The sequence below is a fragment of the Brevundimonas pishanensis genome, assembly GCF_022750635.1.
In the GTDB taxonomy this organism is placed as follows: domain Bacteria; phylum Pseudomonadota; class Alphaproteobacteria; order Caulobacterales; family Caulobacteraceae; genus Brevundimonas; species Brevundimonas pishanensis.
Genome location: NZ_JAJKBG010000002.1, coordinates 495608 through 512957, shown reverse-complemented (window position 1 = coordinate 512957; position 17350 = coordinate 495608). Strand labels below are relative to the sequence as shown.

At 60.8% G+C, this 17350-nt stretch carries 12 protein-coding genes and 2 tRNA genes; 9 read left to right on the top strand and 5 right to left on the bottom strand.

Annotated features, from left to right (window positions below; genetic code table 11):
- Positions 1-214 precede the first annotated feature (214 nt).
- Positions 215-289, bottom strand: a tRNA-Asn gene (locus tag LOX95_RS06300).
- 124 nt (positions 290-413) lie between these two features.
- On the opposite strand from LOX95_RS06300, the gene LOX95_RS06295 reads away from it, so the two are divergent.
- Positions 414-1232, top strand: coding sequence for a TrmH family RNA methyltransferase (locus tag LOX95_RS06295; RefSeq protein WP_242913603.1), 819 nt, complete (start codon positions 414-416; stop codon positions 1230-1232).
- Positions 1233-1272: 40 nt separating this feature from the next.
- Here the strand turns inward: LOX95_RS06295 and LOX95_RS06290 are convergent, their stop codons facing one another.
- Both LOX95_RS06290 and LOX95_RS06285 read right to left on the bottom strand, forming a co-directional pair.
- The gene (locus LOX95_RS06290; protein WP_242913602.1) at positions 1273-2592 is read right to left on the bottom strand and encodes an SGNH/GDSL hydrolase family protein; all 1320 of its coding nucleotides are present in this window, start codon (positions 2590-2592) and stop codon (positions 1273-1275) included.
- A 470-nt stretch (positions 2593-3062) separates the two neighbouring features.
- Positions 3063-3136: transfer RNA gene (locus LOX95_RS06285), tRNA-Cys, on the bottom strand.
- A gap of 127 nt (positions 3137-3263) precedes the next feature.
- Between LOX95_RS06285 and LOX95_RS06280 the strand changes: the two genes are divergently transcribed.
- From LOX95_RS06280 to LOX95_RS06260, 5 genes are all read left to right on the top strand, one after another.
- A complete protein-coding gene (locus LOX95_RS06280) occupies positions 3264-3893 on the top strand; it encodes a protein-L-isoaspartate O-methyltransferase family protein (protein WP_242913601.1) in 630 nt (209 codons plus the stop codon).
- 145 nt (positions 3894-4038) lie between these two features.
- Positions 4039-5619 (top strand): TolC family outer membrane protein, encoded by a 1581-nt coding sequence (locus LOX95_RS06275; protein WP_242913600.1) that lies wholly within the window; start codon positions 4039-4041, stop codon positions 5617-5619.
- Between the two features lie 204 nt (positions 5620-5823).
- A complete protein-coding gene (locus LOX95_RS06270; protein ID WP_242913599.1) occupies positions 5824-6372 on the top strand; it encodes a DUF2497 domain-containing protein in 549 nt (182 codons plus the stop codon).
- A gap of 113 nt (positions 6373-6485) precedes the next feature.
- Positions 6486-9215: a valine--tRNA ligase gene (locus tag LOX95_RS06265; RefSeq protein ID WP_242913622.1), complete on the top strand. Its 2730-nt coding sequence runs from the start codon at positions 6486-6488 to the stop codon at positions 9213-9215.
- A complete protein-coding gene (locus LOX95_RS06260; RefSeq protein WP_242913598.1) occupies positions 9212-9949 on the top strand; it encodes a TlyA family RNA methyltransferase in 738 nt (245 codons plus the stop codon). Before LOX95_RS06265 ends, LOX95_RS06260 begins: the two co-directional genes overlap by 4 nt.
- A 66-nt stretch (positions 9950-10015) precedes the next feature.
- Here the strand turns inward: LOX95_RS06260 and LOX95_RS06255 are convergent, their stop codons facing one another.
- Positions 10016-10597: a glycine zipper 2TM domain-containing protein gene (locus LOX95_RS06255; RefSeq protein ID WP_242913597.1), complete on the bottom strand. Its 582-nt coding sequence runs from the start codon at positions 10595-10597 to the stop codon at positions 10016-10018.
- Positions 10598-10751: 154 nt separating this feature from the next.
- On the opposite strand from LOX95_RS06255, the gene LOX95_RS06250 reads away from it, so the two are divergent.
- Both LOX95_RS06250 and LOX95_RS06245 read left to right on the top strand, forming a co-directional pair.
- A complete protein-coding gene (locus tag LOX95_RS06250) occupies positions 10752-11996 on the top strand; it encodes a class I SAM-dependent RNA methyltransferase (RefSeq protein ID WP_242913596.1) in 1245 nt (414 codons plus the stop codon).
- A 19-nt stretch (positions 11997-12015) separates the two neighbouring features.
- Positions 12016-12420: a hypothetical protein gene (locus tag LOX95_RS06245; protein ID WP_242913595.1), complete on the top strand. Its 405-nt coding sequence runs from the start codon at positions 12016-12018 to the stop codon at positions 12418-12420.
- Positions 12421-12424: 4 nt separating this feature from the next.
- Here LOX95_RS06245 and LOX95_RS06240 read toward each other — a convergent pair whose 3' ends face one another.
- On the bottom strand, positions 12425-13495 hold the full coding sequence (locus tag LOX95_RS06240) for a PA0069 family radical SAM protein (RefSeq protein ID WP_242913594.1): 1071 nt from the start codon (positions 13493-13495) through the stop codon (positions 12425-12427).
- A 323-nt stretch (positions 13496-13818) separates the two neighbouring features.
- On the opposite strand from LOX95_RS06240, the gene dnaE reads away from it, so the two are divergent.
- The gene (gene dnaE / locus LOX95_RS06235) at positions 13819-17274 is read left to right on the top strand and encodes a DNA polymerase III subunit alpha (RefSeq protein ID WP_242913593.1); all 3456 of its coding nucleotides are present in this window, start codon (positions 13819-13821) and stop codon (positions 17272-17274) included.
- Positions 17275-17350: the final 76 nt, after the last annotated feature.

Genomic DNA, 17350 nt, shown 5'->3' with positions numbered 1-17350 from the left:
GAACCTACGACCAGCCGATTAACAGTCGGCTGCTCTACCGCTGAGCTACCGCGGACCAGCGCCTCTCGGTGAGGTGCGTATAGCAGCCCTATTTTGATTCTCGCAAGCTAAGACTTGATCTAAAAGAGAAAAATCTTTGATCGCTGGAGCGAGGAAAGGGGCAGATACGAAAAATGCGCCACAGCGGGCGCATTTCGTAAAATCCTCTCGGGGCTGGCTCCGCGGGTAGGGATCGAACCTACGACCAGCCGATTAACAGTCGGCTGCTCTACCGCTGAGCTACCGCGGAACACTGCCCCGAGGGAGAGGGGCGTATAGCAGCGAGGTTTCGGGTTTTGCAACAGCTAAAATGCAGAAAACGGCAAGAATTTTCGTTCGCGGCTTCACGCATCTGATAGGCTAGATTGGTGGCCATGACGCCAATTACCATCACCAGCGCCGACCATCCCGCCGTCCAGCCCTTTCGGGACATTAAAGAGCGGGATCTGACGGGGCGAGCCGGGCTGTTTATCGCCGAGGGCGAGGTGGTGCTGAACGTTCTGCTCTCTTCGGCCAGCTTATGCGAACCGGTGTCCGTCCTGATTGCGCAAAAGCGATGGGAAGGTCTCGAGCCTCTATTGAGTCGCTTGCCGGAGGAGGTGCCGGTGTTCTTGGCGACTCAGGAAGTTTTGGACCAAATTGCCGGCTTTCACCTGCATCGCGGAATTCTCGCGTTGGGGCGTAAGCCTCAGCCTTTGGGGCTGGACGGGTTTCTGGATCAGATTGAGGCCGAGCCGCGCGTGTCTTTGGTCGTGGCTAGCGGGATCGGGAACCACGACAACATGGGTGGCATCTTGCGCAACGCCGCAGCGTTTGGCGCACGTGGGGTGCTGATGGATTCGGCCTGCTGTGATCCCTTCTATAGAAAGGCTATCCGCGTTTCGGTTGGGGCGGCGCTACGCACGCCCATGGTTCGCACAGGAAGCGCTTCCCAGATCGTCACGGCGTTGCAGGCTAGGGGGTATGAGGTACTGGCCCTTACGCCCTCTGCTGAACAGCAGTTAGCCCATTATCGCCCAACCGCGCGCGTGGCGTTGCTGCTGGGAACCGAGGGGCCAGGTCTGCCGCAGGAAGTCATCGACCAATGCACGCCTATAGGAATCCAAATGGCGGGCGGCTTTGATTCCCTCAATGTCGCAGTCACCAGCGGCATCGCGCTGCATCAGATAACGACGGCCTCCCTGAGGGCCTGAAAAAACATCCCGAAGCGGCGCTTCGGGATGTTCGGGGATTTTAGACGACCTTGCGTACAGCCGCGCTCAGGATGTCGATTGTGCCTGAGACGCCGGTGTGCGGGACATTCTTGAAGTAGATCCAGATGTCGCAACGGGCGTTTTCGCCGGGAGCCAGCGCGTGGGTCAGCGTGAGCGCTGGCGTCTTGATTACACCTCTGAAGCCAGAGTTGGTCCAATCGTCTGAAACAGACACCGAGCCGCCGTAGGCCGACTTCAGCGTCGATGCCTGATCGATCGCGAAAAAGGGCACGACGCCTGACACCGCGGGAAGGCCCGCAGGTATGTCCAGTTCGACGATGAACTCGACCTTGTCGCCCGCCTTGAGGTGTTCCTGATATTGGAGACCGTAATCATTCATGACGATGACGGTCTGCCAGCCGCCCGTGACATTGCCCGAGTATGTAATGCGCTGGGCCGCCATTCCGGTGGCGGGATGGGTAATTTTGCTGGCGGCGATACTCAGCGCTGACAGGTCACCGCCGCCTTGGGATGTCGTGATGCTCCAGTGGTCCGCCAACTGGCCGGTCACGCCGCCGCTAACCGATCCGCCTGTACCCGAAAGCGCGGGGTTCTGGTTGAGATAGCCGCCTTCATTCGTCGTCGGCCAATAGTGGTCGGTAATGGTCTGTAACTGGCGGCTTTGCGGCTTGCGCAATGTCAGAAGAAGGTCTGCCACCGGCTGGGCCGCATATCGGGCACCGATCCCCATTGGGTGCAGCCCGTCATAAGTGAAGCCGGGAAGGGGCGACATCGTCAGTGAATACGGATCGCCAAAGGGTTGAGATGCATCGACGACGCGCAGGCAGGGGAAGTTGTTTTCTTGCTTGCGGATCCACTGGTTGATCGTGTTGAGCCAGCCATAGGCAGACGTGCCAACAGCCGTGCGCGGCAAGATCGTCATGGCGATCGTCAAAATGCCGGCATCCGTCAGGGCGCTATAGATAGCCGACAGATTCGCTTTTGTGGCACTGATGCTGCCGCCGATGTCATTGGTGCCGATCAGGACCACGCAGGTTCCGGCACCGCAGTCGATCACCGATTGAATGCGAGCCAGCGCGCCAGCGGTGTTGTCGCCCGACACGCCGAAGTTGAGGTCCTGACGGGTCTGGAATGCCTGACGCGTGAGGGTAGGGATCCAAAAGCCCATCCCGCGAGCCGTGTCACGCAGATTGCTGGCATCATTGTTGATGCCCGAAGAGGTTATGCTGTCGCCCAAGAAGGCGACCAGGTTATTGAACGGCAGATCACGTCCGGCAGATGCCGGAAAGCCCATGGGGCTAACCGAGGGCTCGGACGTAGGGTGAATCGTCTCTTCCATTTTTGAAGTTCCATCTTGGGAAGGCGGCGTCATCCGACGCTGCTGGATTGTTTTACGCAGGCACGACGTGCCGGAAAAAAGCTAAGGGCGACCGCTGCCAAGCCTATTGGTCAGCGGTCGTCCCTTACTGGGCGTGCAAACGATGACGCCTTTCCATCAAGGGATACCGCACAGTCTCGCGACGTTCGGAAAAGTCGAGCGGCCGTAGGCCAGCCCCACACGGCATGTGGCCGTGTCTGATTTCAAATGTCAGATTTTCGGGGTGTCGATTCGTTTGGGCTGCACGAGACAAACCCACCGACGCAATCGATGGCCGAAAGATTGCACATTTTAACATCAATGTCAAGAGCGGCGGACGCGCAGGGAGCGTCAGCACACAGTCTCGGCGCGGCGCGAATCTTTCGTCAGGGGGGGTAGGAATAAAAAGAAAGCCGCCCCGAAGGGCGGCTCACTTTTTTGCTCTGCAGCAGTGGAGGCCTGACCGGGAATCGAACCCGGGTGCAAGGATTTGCAGTCCTCTGCGTCACCACTCCGCCATCAGGCCGTCGCCCCGAGGGGCACTGCGCTGCTGCGAGGAAGGGGTGACTACCTGATTAGTTTGCGGTTCGCAACGTAGAGTCTTATAAGCGCGGCAGATTTTTTGCCTTAGTCGCCTTCAAGGACACCGAAACATGGATTTCGCCGCCGCTCGCAAGGTCATGGTGGACAGCCAAGTCCGCGTAAATGACGTCACGAATCGTGAACTGCACGCTGCAATGGGCAGCGTCGAGCGTGAGCGTTTCGTGTCGCCGGAGCGCGCCTTCTCCGCATATGCCGACGTCATGCCGGAAGTGACCGCTGGTCGCCGCCTGATGCTGCCCCGCGATATGGGCAAGCTGCTCGAAGGTGCCGAAGTTCAGGCGGGCGAAAAGGCCCTCGTCATTGCAGGTCCGTACGCTGCGGCCGTTCTGGCTCGCATGGGTCTGAAGGTGACGGTGCAAGATTCGGACGCCGAAGTGTTCGCGGTAACGGGTGAGGCCCTGGCTGACTACGGCGTCGAGACCGTAGTCGCCCCGCTGAGCAAGCCGCATGGCGAAGGCTATGACGTCATCGTTTCGGAAGCTGCTGTCCCCGGCCGTCAGGACGCATGGATCGCTGCACTGGCGGAACGTGGCCGTCTGGTAGTCGTTGAACGTTCTGGACCGGCAGGCAAGGCGGTCGTTTACGTCAAGGGTAAGGAAGGCGTCTCGCGTCGCGAGCTGTTCGACGCGGCTCCGGATCTCCTGTCCGAACTGGTCGAACAACCGGCCTTTGCCCTCTAACGAATTAAATTCGTGACGGGCGACGGACCACAGCCTTGCCTGCGTGAAAAAATCTTAACTGGCGCAGATGAAAGGTTACGATCATCTACGCCAGTCACAAGAACGATGTTGGACCCTCACTAGAGGGCAGTCAGGAACAGGTTTTATGTTGAATCGCTCGCGCGTTTTGGCTTCGGCAGCAGTCATTTCTCTGATCGTAGGTGGGCTGTCAGGTCCTGCCATGGCCGAGTCGCTGCGCGATGCCGTGAACCTGGCTTACCGCACAAACCCAACCCTGCTGGCCCAGCGCGCAAACCAGCGCGCCCTGGACGAGACCACGGTTCAGGCGCGTGCGGGCTTGCGTCCGAACATCTCTGTTTCGGGTGGCCCCAACTATCAGCGCAGCACCACCGAGCGTGTTTCGACAACTGTTCCGCCCACAGTTCTTCCTATCGACCTGAACGGTGACGGGATCGCTGACGCAACGGGCACCATCCCGGGCTCGACTACGGTCACGGGCGGTACGCGCGAATCCGATTCTCTCTCGGCGACCGTTCAACTGTCCCAGACCCTGTGGTCGGGCGGCCGGACCAGCAACGCCATCGCGGCGGCCGATGCGAACATCCTGTCGGGTCGCGAAAACCTGCGCGGTGTCGAGCAGTCGGTGATGCTGTCGGTCATTCAGGCCTATGCCGACGTAATTCGTGACATGGAAATCCTTCGTGTCCGCGAGGAGAACCTCGTCGTTCTGCGTCGTCAGCTGGATGAGTCGAACGCCCGTTTCGAAGTGGGCGAAATCACCCGTACCGATGTGGCCCAGTCGGAAGCCCGTCTGGCCCAGTCGGAATCGGATCTGGCTCAGGCTCAGGCCCAACTGTCGGTTTCGCGTGCCAGCTATGCCACCGTTGTGGGTCAGTCACCTAGCAATCTGGAAGAGCTTCCGGCCCTGCCGAACGTTCCCTCGGACTTCGATGCTGCGCTGGACGTCGGTCTTGAGAACAACCCGAACCTGCTGGCTGCCCAACATGCCCTGCAGGCCGCAGAGGCCAATGTCGCAGCGGCTCGCGCCGAATACCGTCCGTCGGCCCGCCTGACCGCGTCGTATGGTGGCACGTCGTCGGAGTTCACTAATGTGGACCTGACCGACAACACCAACTTCACCGCAGGGGCCAGCATTTCTGTGCCGTTGTTCACGGGTGGCTTGAACCAGTCGCGCGTCGCCCAGTCGCTTGAACGTGCCAACGCCGCCCAGATCAATATCGAGGGCGAGCGCCGTAACGTTCTGCAAGCGGTCAGCTCGGCCTATGCCCAGTCGATTTCGGCCCGCTCGTCGCTGCAAGCTGGCGAACAGGCAGTCCGTGCTGCTTCGGTTGCTGCCGAGGGTGTGCGTCAGGAAGCTCAGGTCGGTCTGCGTACCACCCTGGACGTCCTAAACCAGGAACTCGAACTGCGTAGCGCGCAGGTGACGCTGGCGTCCGCGCGTCGCAACTACTACGTCGCTCAGGCTCAACTTCTGGCCGCCATGGGTAACCTGACGGGGCCGGCTCTGGATCCGACCCTCGAAGTCTATGACGCCGGCGATAACTATCGCGCCGTGCGCAACCGCGGTGCCCTGCCGTGGGATGGTGTGGTCGAGGCGATCGATGCGATCGGCTCTCCGCGCATCACCCCGACCGCCGATTACGAGGACGCTCCGGTGGATCGCCAGCTCAAAGGCGAAGTAGTCCGGACGGCACCGCAAAACTAAGTCGGAAGGGACGGGGGCAATCCCGCCCTTTTTCTATGCCCGGGTCCCCCAAAAAGGGAAAAACGGTCGTTGATTCTGACGGGGGTTGGTGCGACGAAGGCAAATCTACTGTTACGTGCGTACAGATTCCCGTTTTTTTAAAACTTATGGTTTCTGATCGCGCTACATTCGATTTCTGGCACCCGCCATATCCCAAGGCTCGTTATGACCGACCAAACCGCTCAGGAACCGACGATGGAAGAGATTCTGGCGTCTATTCGCCGGATTATCTCGGAAGACGATGCCCCGGCCGAGACCGCTGAGGCCGTTGAGGATGTGCCGGTTGTAGAGCCGGAACCGGAAGTCGCCGCCTTCGTTGCCGAACCGGAGGACGAGGTTCTGGAACTGACAGAGCCGTACGAAGCGCCTGCCGCCGAGGTCATCGGTGACCTCGATGTCAGCGCGCCTGTCTATGAGCCGGAGCCGGAAGCGCCGGTCGTAGAAGATTTCCCGTCCATTTCGGACGATGCGCTCGTCAGCGACACGACCGCTGCCGAAGCCGCGAACGCTTTTGCCGGTCTGGCTGCTGTTGGTCGTCCGTCCGCTGCACCGGCGGCTCACGACATGCCGTTCGAGAGCGGCAACACCGTAGAAGGCATGGTGCGTGACATGCTGCGCCCGATGCTGAAATCGTGGTTGGATGCCAACCTGCCGTCCATCGTTGAACGTGAAGTTCGTAAGGAAGTAGAGCGTATCGCACGCAGTGCGAGCTAGCCCTCGGCTTCGCCAGACATTAGATGAAGGGGGCGGCTCCGGCGGGGCCGCCTTTTTCTGTTGTTATTTATCACCCTCGGCGCGTCTGACGCGCTAGAGACAAAGACATGACCATGCTTGAGAAGACGTTCGAACCGAAGGCCGCCGAGCCCCGCCTGTATGCACAGTGGGAAGAAAGCGGACTGTTTTCACCCAAGACCGACGGCGCTGCCGAGGCCTATTCGATCGTCATTCCGCCGCCGAACGTGACGGGCAGCCTGCACATCGGCCACGCCCTGAACAACACGCTTCAGGACATTCTGGCGCGCTATCACCGCATGACCGGCAAGGCCGTCCTGTGGCTGCCGGGTACCGACCACGCCGGTATTGCGACCCAGATGGTCGTCGAGCGCAAGCTGGCCGCTGATGGCCTGCCGGGCCGTCGCGAGATGGGCCGTGAAGCCTTCGTCGAAAAGATTTGGGACTGGAAGGCTGAATCGGGCGGCACCATCATTCGCCAGCTGCGCCGTCTGGGCGCGTCGGCTGACTGGTCGCGTGAACGCTTTACGCTGGATGAGGGTCTGAACGAGGCCGTCCGCAAGGTCTTCGTGCAGCTGTACAAAGAAGGCCTGATCTACCGCGCCAAGCGTCTGGTGAACTGGGACCCGCATTTCCAGACTGCCATCTCGGATCTCGAGGTCGAGCAGAAGGAAGTCGACGGCGCCTACTGGCACTTCGCCTATCCGCTGGCCGACGGCGTGACTTACCAACATCCGGTCGCTTTCGACGAAGAAGGCAAGCCGACCGAGTTTGAAACCCGCGATTACATCGTGGTCGCCACCACGCGTCCGGAAACCATGCTGGGTGATACCGGCGTGGCCGTCCACCCGAAGGACGAGCGTTACGCAGGTCTGGTTGGCAAGGAAGTCGTCCTGCGGATTACGGGCCGTCGCGTGCCGATCGTGGCTGACGAATACGCCGATCCGGAAAAGGGTTCGGGCGCGGTGAAGATCACACCTGCGCACGATTTCAACGACTTCCAGGTCGGCAAGCGTGCCGGTCTGCCGTCGCTGAACGTCATGGACTCGCTGGCCCGCATCATCGCTGATGAAGTGCCGGAAATTCCGGCTGAATACGTCGGCATGGACCGCTTCGTGGCCCGCAAGGCTATCATCGCCAAGGCGGAAGAAGACGGCTGGCTCAAGGAAATTGAAAAAACCAAGCATCAGGTCCCGCACGGCGACCGTTCGGGCGCGGTCATCGAGCCGTGGCTGACCGACCAGTGGTGGGTTGATGCCAAGACGCTGGCTCAGCCTGCGCTCAAGGCTGTTCAGGACGGCGAAACCGTCTTCGAGCCGAAGTCGTACGAGAAGGTCTATTTCGAGTGGCTGAACAACATCGAGCCGTGGTGCGTCTCGCGCCAGCTGTGGTGGGGCCACCAGATTCCGGCTTGGTACGGTCCGGATGGCGAAATCTTCGTCGCCGAGACCGAAGAGGAAGCCCGCGCCGAGGCCGAAACCAAGCACGGTGCAGGTGTCGAACTGACCCGCGAAGAAGACGTGCTCGATACGTGGTTCTCGTCGGCTCTGTGGCCGTTCTCGACCATGGGCTGGCCGGAAAAGACCGACGATCTGGCCCGTTTCTATCCGACGTCGGACCTCGTCACCGCCGCCGACATCATCTTCTTCTGGGTTGCCCGCATGATGATGATGGGCAAGCACTTCATGGGCGATGCCCCGTTCAAGCGCGTCATCATCAATGGCCTCGTCCGCGACGAGAAGGGCCAGAAGATGTCGAAGTCCAAGGGCAATGTCATCGATCCGCTGGAGATCGTCGACGAGTTGGGTGCTGACCCGCTGCGCTTCACCATGGCGATCCTGTCGGGCACGCGCGACATTAAGTTGTCGAAGCAACGCATTGAAGGTTATCGTAATTTCGGCACGAAGCTGTGGAACGCCGCACGCTTTAGCCAGATGAACGAATGCGCTCGCGTTGAAGGTTTCGATCCGTCAACCGTCGAGCAGACCATCAACCGCTGGATCCGTGGCGAACTGGCCAAGGCCGAGCGCGTCGTGTCGGAAGCGATCCTCGGCGGTCGTTTCGATGACGCGGCTGGTGCCCTGTATCGCTACATTTGGAACGTCTTCTGCGACTGGTATCTGGAACTGGCCAAGCCGGTCTTCAATGGTTCGGACGAAGCCGCCAAGGCCGAGACCCGCGCCATGACCGCATGGGTTCTGGACGAGACGCTGAAGCTACTGCACCCGGTGATGCCGTTCATCACCGAGGAACTGTGGGCTGAACTGGGCAAGACCGGTCCGGCACGCGAAACCCTGTTGATCGGCGCTTCGTGGCCGCAACTGCCGGACTCGTTTGTTGATGCTGCTGCCGAGGCCGAAATCGGCTGGCTGGTTGACCTGATCGGTGAAATCCGCGCTCTGCGTGCTGAAATGAATGTGCCGCCGTCGGCCAAGCCGCCGCTGTCGTTCGTGGGTGCCGAGGACGCGATCAAGGTTCTGGTCGAGCGTCACCGTCCGCTGATCCTGCAACTGGCCCGTGTGTCGGAAGTCTCGCTGCTGGATGCCGCGCCTGCCGGTGCTGTGACCTGCGTGTCGGGCGGTTCGACCGTGGCTCTGTCGCTGGCTGATTTCATCGATCTGGGTGCCGAAAAGGCTCGCCTGAACAAGGAAATCGCCGCGTTCGACAGCGACATCGGCCACTACAACAAGAAGCTGGGCAACCCGAACTTCGTCTCGCGCGCTGCGCCGGAAGTCGTTGAGGAACAGCGCCAGAAGCTGGCTGATGCCGAAGCCGGCAAGGCCAAGATGGTTGCCGCTCTGACCCGTCTGGAAGCGATGGCGTGAGCCGTATCCGGCTCGACCAACATCTTGTGACCCTTGGGCTGGCTGAAAGCCGGTCCAAGGCCAAGGCGGCCATTGAGGCGGGCAATGTCTCCGTGGACGGCGAAGTGGCCAAGGCCGCTTCGCTCAAGGTGCTCGAGGACGCGAATATCCAATATGCCGACGCCCACCGCTGGGTCGGGCGGGGCGCGCTCAAACTGGAGCGCGCTTTTGAACTTTGGCCGCTGGATGTTGCGGGCAAGGTGGCGATGGATGTCGGGGCTTCGACGGGCGGCTTTACCGAGGTTTGCCTGGATCGCGGTGCCGCTAAGGTGTTTGCCGTCGATGTGGGGCAGGGGCAGATGCATCCGCGCGTCGCCGATGACGCCCGCGTCGTGAACCTTGAAAAGACCGATGCCCGCGAACTGACGATCGCCGAGATCACCAAAGCGCCCGCGCTGATCGTCTGCGACGCCAGCTTCATCAGCTTGTTAAAGGTGCTGCCTGTGCCGCTTTCGCTGGCGGCAGACGGTGCCCACCTTATGACGCTGGTTAAGCCCCAGTTCGAGGCCGATAGCCCCAGCGCCATCGGTAAGAAAGGCATCGTCAAAGATGCCAACGCCCACGACGCCGCCGTGACAAAGGTCCGTGACTGGCTGGAAAGCGAAGGCTGGGCTGTTCAGGATGTCGCCGACAGCCCCATTGAGGGCGGAGACGGCAACCGCGAGTTCCTGCTCTGGGCTATCAAACGCCCCTAAAGATTAAAGGCCCGCCAGATTGCTCTGGCGGGCCTTTTCACGTCGTCGATGACAGGGGGGCTGAAGTTAGTCGACGACGCGATAGCGGCCGTTCTCGTCGCGGCAGGTGCGGACGTAACGGGTTTCTATACGACCATCAGGCAGGCGGATTTCGCTCTGCGCCAACTGGCACTCGTCGCGCGAGGGGGCAGGCTTGGCGTAGCCTTGGTCGTAATCTTGCGGATATCGGTAGTCGTCGTAACGGTCGTCGTAACGACGGTCGTAAACTGGCGCTGGCGGCGGGGGCGGCGCGTCATAACCTACCGGATAGGTCGGAACGGTGTCGTATCTCGGCGTACAGGCCGCGGTGCTGCGACCTACGCCCGCACCCACCGCAGCGCCCAATACGCCGCCAAGCAGGCTACCTTCGGTGCGGCGACCGCGCGATGCCATTTGCGATCCCGCGATGGCACCGATGGCAGCGCCCAGCAGACCGGACGAAGCCTGACGCTCGCGTTGGTCCCGCATACACGGGTCGTAAAAGCCCGAGTTCTGGGAATAGGACGGATAGCCATAGGACTGGGCCGCTGCGGATTGCGGCATCGCCATAATGGCGCAGGCCATCCCGGCCAGAGCAAATGCAGCGGGTTTCGCGATCTTGGCAATCATGTAATTCACAGCTCCCTCGGGGAAGGGTGACCGCGTGGTCTCCGTTCCGTTGTCGAGATATGGCTTAGGTGAACGAACCTGAACGAAGATTGATCGCTGTGTTCATCTTCGTTCATCTTTGTTTTCGCCGCGATCTGCGGATAGAAGCCCCCTTATGACGCAGACCCTTACTATCGCCCGAATGGGCCACCACGGCGACGGAATCGCCGAAACCCCCAATGGCCCTGTCTTTGTGCCCGGTGCATTGCCCGGCGAAGTCGTGCGTGGCGAAGTGAAGGATGGTCGTCTCGATTCCTTTGAACTGGTCGAGGCCAGCGCTGACCGCCGTCCGATTTTCTCGCATGCCTATGCCGAATGCGGCGTAGCTCCGCTCCAGCACTGGGCGGATGGGCCTTATCTGGAGTGGAAGCGTGATGTGGTCATCCACACCCTTTCGCGCGAAGGCCTGGAAACCGAAGTCGAGGCGACTGTGGCAACTCCGCCGGCCTCGCGCCGTCGCATTGCCTTGCACGCTCGCCGCAGCCCCAATGGTCGCGTTGTTCTCGGGTTCAAGGCGCGCCGCTCGTGGCGTCTGGTTGAGATCACCGACTGCCCCGTATCCGATCCGGCTCTGGTTGCGGCGTTTCCGGCACTGCACAAGGTCGCCGACGCATTTCTTACCCATCCCAAATCCGCCCCCACACTTCACGCGACCTTGACCGATACGGGCTTGGACGTGGACGTTACGGGCGTTGAAAAGCGTTCGGGCGGTCCGTCGGCTGACCAGATCGCCAAAGCGATTACCGCGGCGGCAGAGGGCGGCTTGGCTCGTCTCAGCCTTGATGGCGACACGCTGGTGATGGAACGCCAGCCGCGAGTGACCTTCGGCCGCGCGTCCGTGCCGATCCCGGCGGGTGGCTTCCTCCAGGCATCGCCCGCCGCCGAGGCTGCTATGGCCGAGCGTGTCGTGGCTGCTGTCCAGGGTACCAAAAAGGTGGCCGATCTGTTCTGCGGGGCAGGGACTTTCACCTTCCCGTTGGCCGAAGTCGCTTCGGTTATGGCCGCGGATTCGTCTGCATCGTCCATTGCGGCGCTTAAGGCAGGCTTTGCCACGGCCAAGGGCTTGAAGGGGATCGATGCTCAGGCCCGCGACCTGTTCCGCCGTCCGTTATCGCCCTACGACCTCAAGGGCTGCGAAGCCATTGTTCTGGACCCTCCGCGTGCGGGCGCTCTGGAACAGACCCAGCAACTGCCGGGCACCAAGGCGCACACCATCGTCGGCGTGTCGTGCAATCCGCAAACCTTCGCGCGTGACGCCCGTGTGCTGGTGGATGCCGGTTTCCGACTGGAGAAGGTGACCCCGATTGATCAGTTCATCTGGTCCACCCATATCGAACTCGTCGGCGTATTCCGCCGCTAAGCGCATTTGAGGACCTGACATGACCGAAGCGCACGATGCCGAGGATATCGACGGTGGCGGCTTTGACTTCGACGACTGGGATCGTCTGAAACCGTTCACCGGCCGCGTGGCCTCACTTGAAGACGTTCAGGCCAAGGCGGCAGTGTTCGCACTTGGCGATACCCAGCGCCCGTATCCGATGGATATGGAACTGCCCCAGCCCGCCATCTGGTGGGACGACGACGGAGAAAAGCCCGCCATCATTGTGCAGGCCGAAATCCATACCAACTCCGACGACGAGGAGATGGAGGTCTATGGCCTGATCCTTCCGGACGGCGACGGCGCAGTGGCTTTGTCAGAGGACGTTGATCTGGTCGATGCCACTGACGCAACATGGCGTAAGCTGGTGCAGGATTATATCGATCCGTCCGCAGCCGACGACTGATCGACTAGATATCAAATAGATCCCGCTGGATGCGCTCGGACGCAGGTATTCTGAACCGGCTCGTATCCAGCGGTTTCGCGGGCTGATCAAGCCCGTAGCGCTTACGTGCCGCCCTGAACCGTGCTGCAATCAGGTCCGCCACAGGGCCGGTACCTTTCATCCGTTGCGACCAGTCCGGATCATAGTCCTTGCCCCCGCGTGTCTGGCGCACCAGCGACATGACTTTGCGAGCCCTGTCCGGCGTCGCGTCCTCCAGCCATTCGCGAAAGAGGTCTTTGATTTCCAGAGGCAGGCGCAGGGTCACGTACATAGCCCGAACCGCGCCGGCGTCCGCCGCAGCCTCCAGAACAGCCTCCAACTCGTGGTCATTCAGCCCGGGAATAACAGGCGCGAAGCCTACGGTGACGGGGCATCCGGCTTGGGTGAGGCGGCGGATTGTTTCCAGTCGCTTGGACGGAGTTGCGGCCCTCGGCTCCATCGCGCGGGCGAGCTTGCGGTCTAGCGTGGTGATTGACACGCAGGCATGTGCCAAGCCCTCGCGCCCCATTTCGCCCAGGATATCCGCATCGCGGGCCATCAAGGCCGACTTGGAAATAATCGACAACGGGTGATTGAAGCGTTGCAAGACCTTCAGGATCTGGCGCGTCACTCCGGTATCGCGCTCCACCGGTTGATAGGGATCGGTGTTGCCTCCGATGTGGATCGGGCGGCATTCGTATCTCGGCCTTTTGAGTTCGCTGGCTAGTAAGGTCGCCGCGTCGGGCTTGTAGAAAAGCTTGCTTTCGAAATCGATGCCTGGCGATAACCCCATCCACGCGTGAGCGGGACGGGCATAGCAATAGATGCAGCCGTGTTCACATCCCCGATACGGGTTGATCGATCGATCAAAGCTGATGTCCGGACTGCTATTGTGGGTGATGATGGTTTTGGCCGCTTCAATCGAGAGTGTGGTGCGCAAGGGGGCCACTTCGGCGTCGTCCACCACCCATCCGTCATCGAAGGCTTCTCTGACTTCCGGCTCGAATCTGCCTGTCCTGTTAGATCGCGCACCGCGACCGCGTACCGCTTCCTGCATGCCTGAACATCACCACGGGCGTGCGAACATAACAAGAACAAAAATTCACCCAACTGCGTAATTTGGGCTTGCGCAAACCTATCCTGCGTGACTAGAACAAAAGAAGAACATGTATTATGGATTGGGGATAAGCCTATGACCCGTCGTTTCAAAGACCTTCTGGCACTTGCGTCCTGCGGCAGCTTCGTCTGGATGGTTTGGCACGCAGCATTTTTGGTGTCGTAAGGGTCGGCCTCGCTCTCGCCGTCAGCTAGAGCGACAGACCGACTCTGCACACAATGGTAACCATGACCGGAATCGGTCGTGAGTTTGGAGCAGAGTGGGTGACTGAAACCACTGACACCGCTGGATTTGTCCACCTTCGCGTTCGCAGCGCTTATTCGCTGCTGGAAGGTGCGATCAAGGCGAGCAAGATCGGCAAGATGGCGGCGGATGCAGGCATGCCCGCAGTGGCTGTTGCTGATCGCTCCAACCTGTTCGGCGCGCTGGAGTTCAGTCAGTCGGTAAAGGATGCCGGTGTCCAGCCGATTGTGGGCTGCGCCCTGCCGGTGTTCGGTATTGGTGGCCGCAAATCCGAGCGATGGGCCAAGGTGCCCACCATCACGCTGCTGGCCCAGAACGAGCAGGGCTGGCTCAACCTTTGCGCCCTGTCGTCCTCCTCATTCCTCGACACCATCGAGCTGACAGAGCAGGGGGTCCAGTGGGAACTGGTCGCAGAACGATCTGAGGGTCTCATTCTTCTTTCCGGAGGACCTGACGGTCCTGTCGACCCGTTGTTCGCACAGGGCAAGGATGAAGAGGGGCAGGCGGCTCTAGAGGAAATGAAGCGCGTATTCGGTGACCGCTTCTATGTCGAACTTCAACGCCATGACCTGCCCGAAGAACGCGCTGCAGAAGGCGGGTTGGTAGACTGGGCCTATAAATCCGAAACGCCACTGGTCGCGACCAACGACGTCTATTACGGCAAGGCGTCCCAGTACCGGTCGCACGATGCGCTGTTGTGTATTTCGGACGGCTCGTTTGTAGGCCAAGAGGACCGTCGTCGGATCACCGGCGAACACTGGTTCAAATCTACCGAGCAGATGCGCGAACTTTTCGCGGATTTGCCCGAGGCTTGCGACAACGCACTTGAGATCGCACGTCGCTGCGCCTTCCTGACGAAGACTCATAAACCCATTCTGCCCAGCTTCAATACCGGCGATGGCCGCTCCGAGGCCGACGAACTGGCGCACCAGGCCCGAGAGGGCCTTAAGATGCGTTTGTCGCGCCATCAGCATTACGCGCCCGAACAGGATTATTGGGACCGCCTCGAATGGGAGGTCGGGATCATCCAGCAGATGGGGTTCCCGGGCTACTTCCTGATCGTTTCGGACTTCATCAAATGGGCCAAGACCCACAACATTCCCGTCGGTCCGGGCCGTGGTTCGGGTGCCGGTTCGCTGGTCGCTTGGGCCCTGACGATTACGGATCTTGATCCGCTACGCTTCGGCCTGCTGTTCGAGCGCTTCCTGAACCCCGAACGCGTATCGATGCCCGACTTCGATATCGACTTCTGTCAGGAGCGTCGCGAAGAGGTCATCACCTACGTTCAGCACCACTACGGCACCGACCGTGTGGCGCAGATCATCACCTTTGGTACGCTGCAGGCCCGCGTGGTATTGCGTGACGTTGGTCGCGTGATGCAGTTGCCGTTCGGTCAGGTGGACCGTCTGGCCAAGATGGTTCCGGCGAACCCCGCCAATCCGGTCACGCTGGCGCAGGCTCTGGAGATGGAGCCGCGCCTGCGCCAGATGCGCGACGAAGAGCCGAACGTAAAAGCGCTGCTCGACACATCGATGGAGCTTGAGGGGCTTTATCGGAACGCCTCGACGCACGCCGCCGGTATCGTCATCGGCGACCGCCCTCTGACGCAACTGGTCCCGTTGTATCAGGACCCGCGCTCGACCATTCCGGCGTCCCAGTTCAACATGAAATGGGTGGAGCCCGCAGGCCTTGTGAAGTTCGACTTCCTCGGCTTGAAAACTCTTACGGTTCTGGACCGTGCAAAGGGCTTCCTTGACCGTCGCGGAGCGGGTCCGGAGTGGAACCTGATCCCGCTGGACGATGCCAAAACCTATGAGCTGATGGCGTCGGGCCAGACGGTCGGCGTGTTCCAGCTTGAATCACAAGGCATGCGGGACACGCTGCGCAAGATGCGATGCGGCTCGATCGAAGAGATCACCGCTCTGATCTCGCTGTATCGCCCGGGCCCGATGGAGATGATCGACACCTACATCGACCGTAAGTTCGGTCGCGCGGAGGTCGATTACCTACACCCCAGCCTGAAAGAAGTGCTGACCGAAACCTACGGCGTCATCATCTATCAGGAACAGGTGATGAAGATCGCCCAGATCCTGGCAGGCTACAGCCTCGGCGAAGCAGACTTGCTGCGTCGCGCCATGGGTAAGAAGAAGAAGGAGGAGATGGATTTCCAGCGCCTCCGCTTCGTGAAGGGCGCATCCGAAAAAGACGTACCGGAAGAGCAGTCCGGCGGCATCTTCGACCTTGTGGCCAAGTTCGCAGGCTATGGCTTCAACAAATCGCACGCCGCCGCCTATGCGCTGATCTCGTTCCAGACCGGCTGGCTCAAGGCCAACCATCCGGTCGAGTTCTTTGCCGCCTCGATGAGCCTCGACTTGTCGAACACCGACAAGCTCGCCGTCTTCTATCAGGACTGCCGTCGTTTCGAGATTCCGGTACTTGCACCGGATATCAACCGGTCATCCGCCGACTTCGATGTGTCGTGGGAAAGCGGGCAGGGCAGTGTACTCTATGCGCTGGGTGCCATCCGCAACGTGGGCCTCGAGGCCATGAAACACGTGGTGGAAGTTCGCCAAACCGGCGGCCCGTTCAAGGATATCTTTGACTTCCTCGAGCGCGTAGACCCACGCGTCGTGAACAAGCGCGCTCTGGAAGGTTTGGCGCGTGCTGGCGCATTCGACAGCATCCACCCCAACCGCCGCCAGTTATTTGAGCAGGCCGATGTTCTGGTCGCCTATTGCCAGAGCGTTGCAGCCGAGCGTGCATCCTCGCAGGTCAGCCTGTTCGGAGCGGATCAGGCGGGGGCCGCGCGTCCGCGCCTGCGTACGGTCGAGCCGTGGGCCGGACCCGAAAAGCTGGATCAGGAACTGGCCGCCGTCGGCTTCTACCTGTCGGGCCATCCGCTAGAAGAACTGACCCCCGCGCTGAAACGCAAGCGCGTGACCTTTGTCGCCGAAGCCACCGGTCTTGCCGAAGCGGGGCACGAAGCCTTCCAAATGGCAGGCGTCGTGCGTCGTAAACAAGAGCGGGCCAGCCAAAAGTCAGGCGAGAAATTCGCCTTCGTGACCTTCTCGGACCCGACCGGTGAATTCGAATGCCTCTTCCCGCCGGAGCAACTGCGCCGCTGCCGCGAGATTCTCGAGGTTGGTACTGCGGTGCTGGTCAAGGTGCGCGCCAAGGCGTCGGACGGCGAGGTTCGCTTCTTCGGGGATGATGCATCCCGTATGGATGTCCTGCTTGATGATGCGAACATCGGCCTGCGGGTTGTCGTGTCGTCGAATGCCGCGGACCCCGAAGCACTGAAGTCTAGGCTCGAACGGGCACGGGCGAATGGGAAGGGCGGCGAAGTTTGGGTGCAGACTACGCTTCAAGGACGAACCGAGGTCGAGGTGAAGCTTCCGGGTCGCTATCGTCTGGACGCTGCCTTGCGCGGGGCGTTGAAAACCGTACCGGGCGTCGTGATGCTGGAAGACGCCTAAATCATTTGTGCGCCTAAGTTTTCTTGCCGCCCGCTCTTGCGTTTTCCCCCAGCGGGGCGTAGAGGGGCGGCGCACT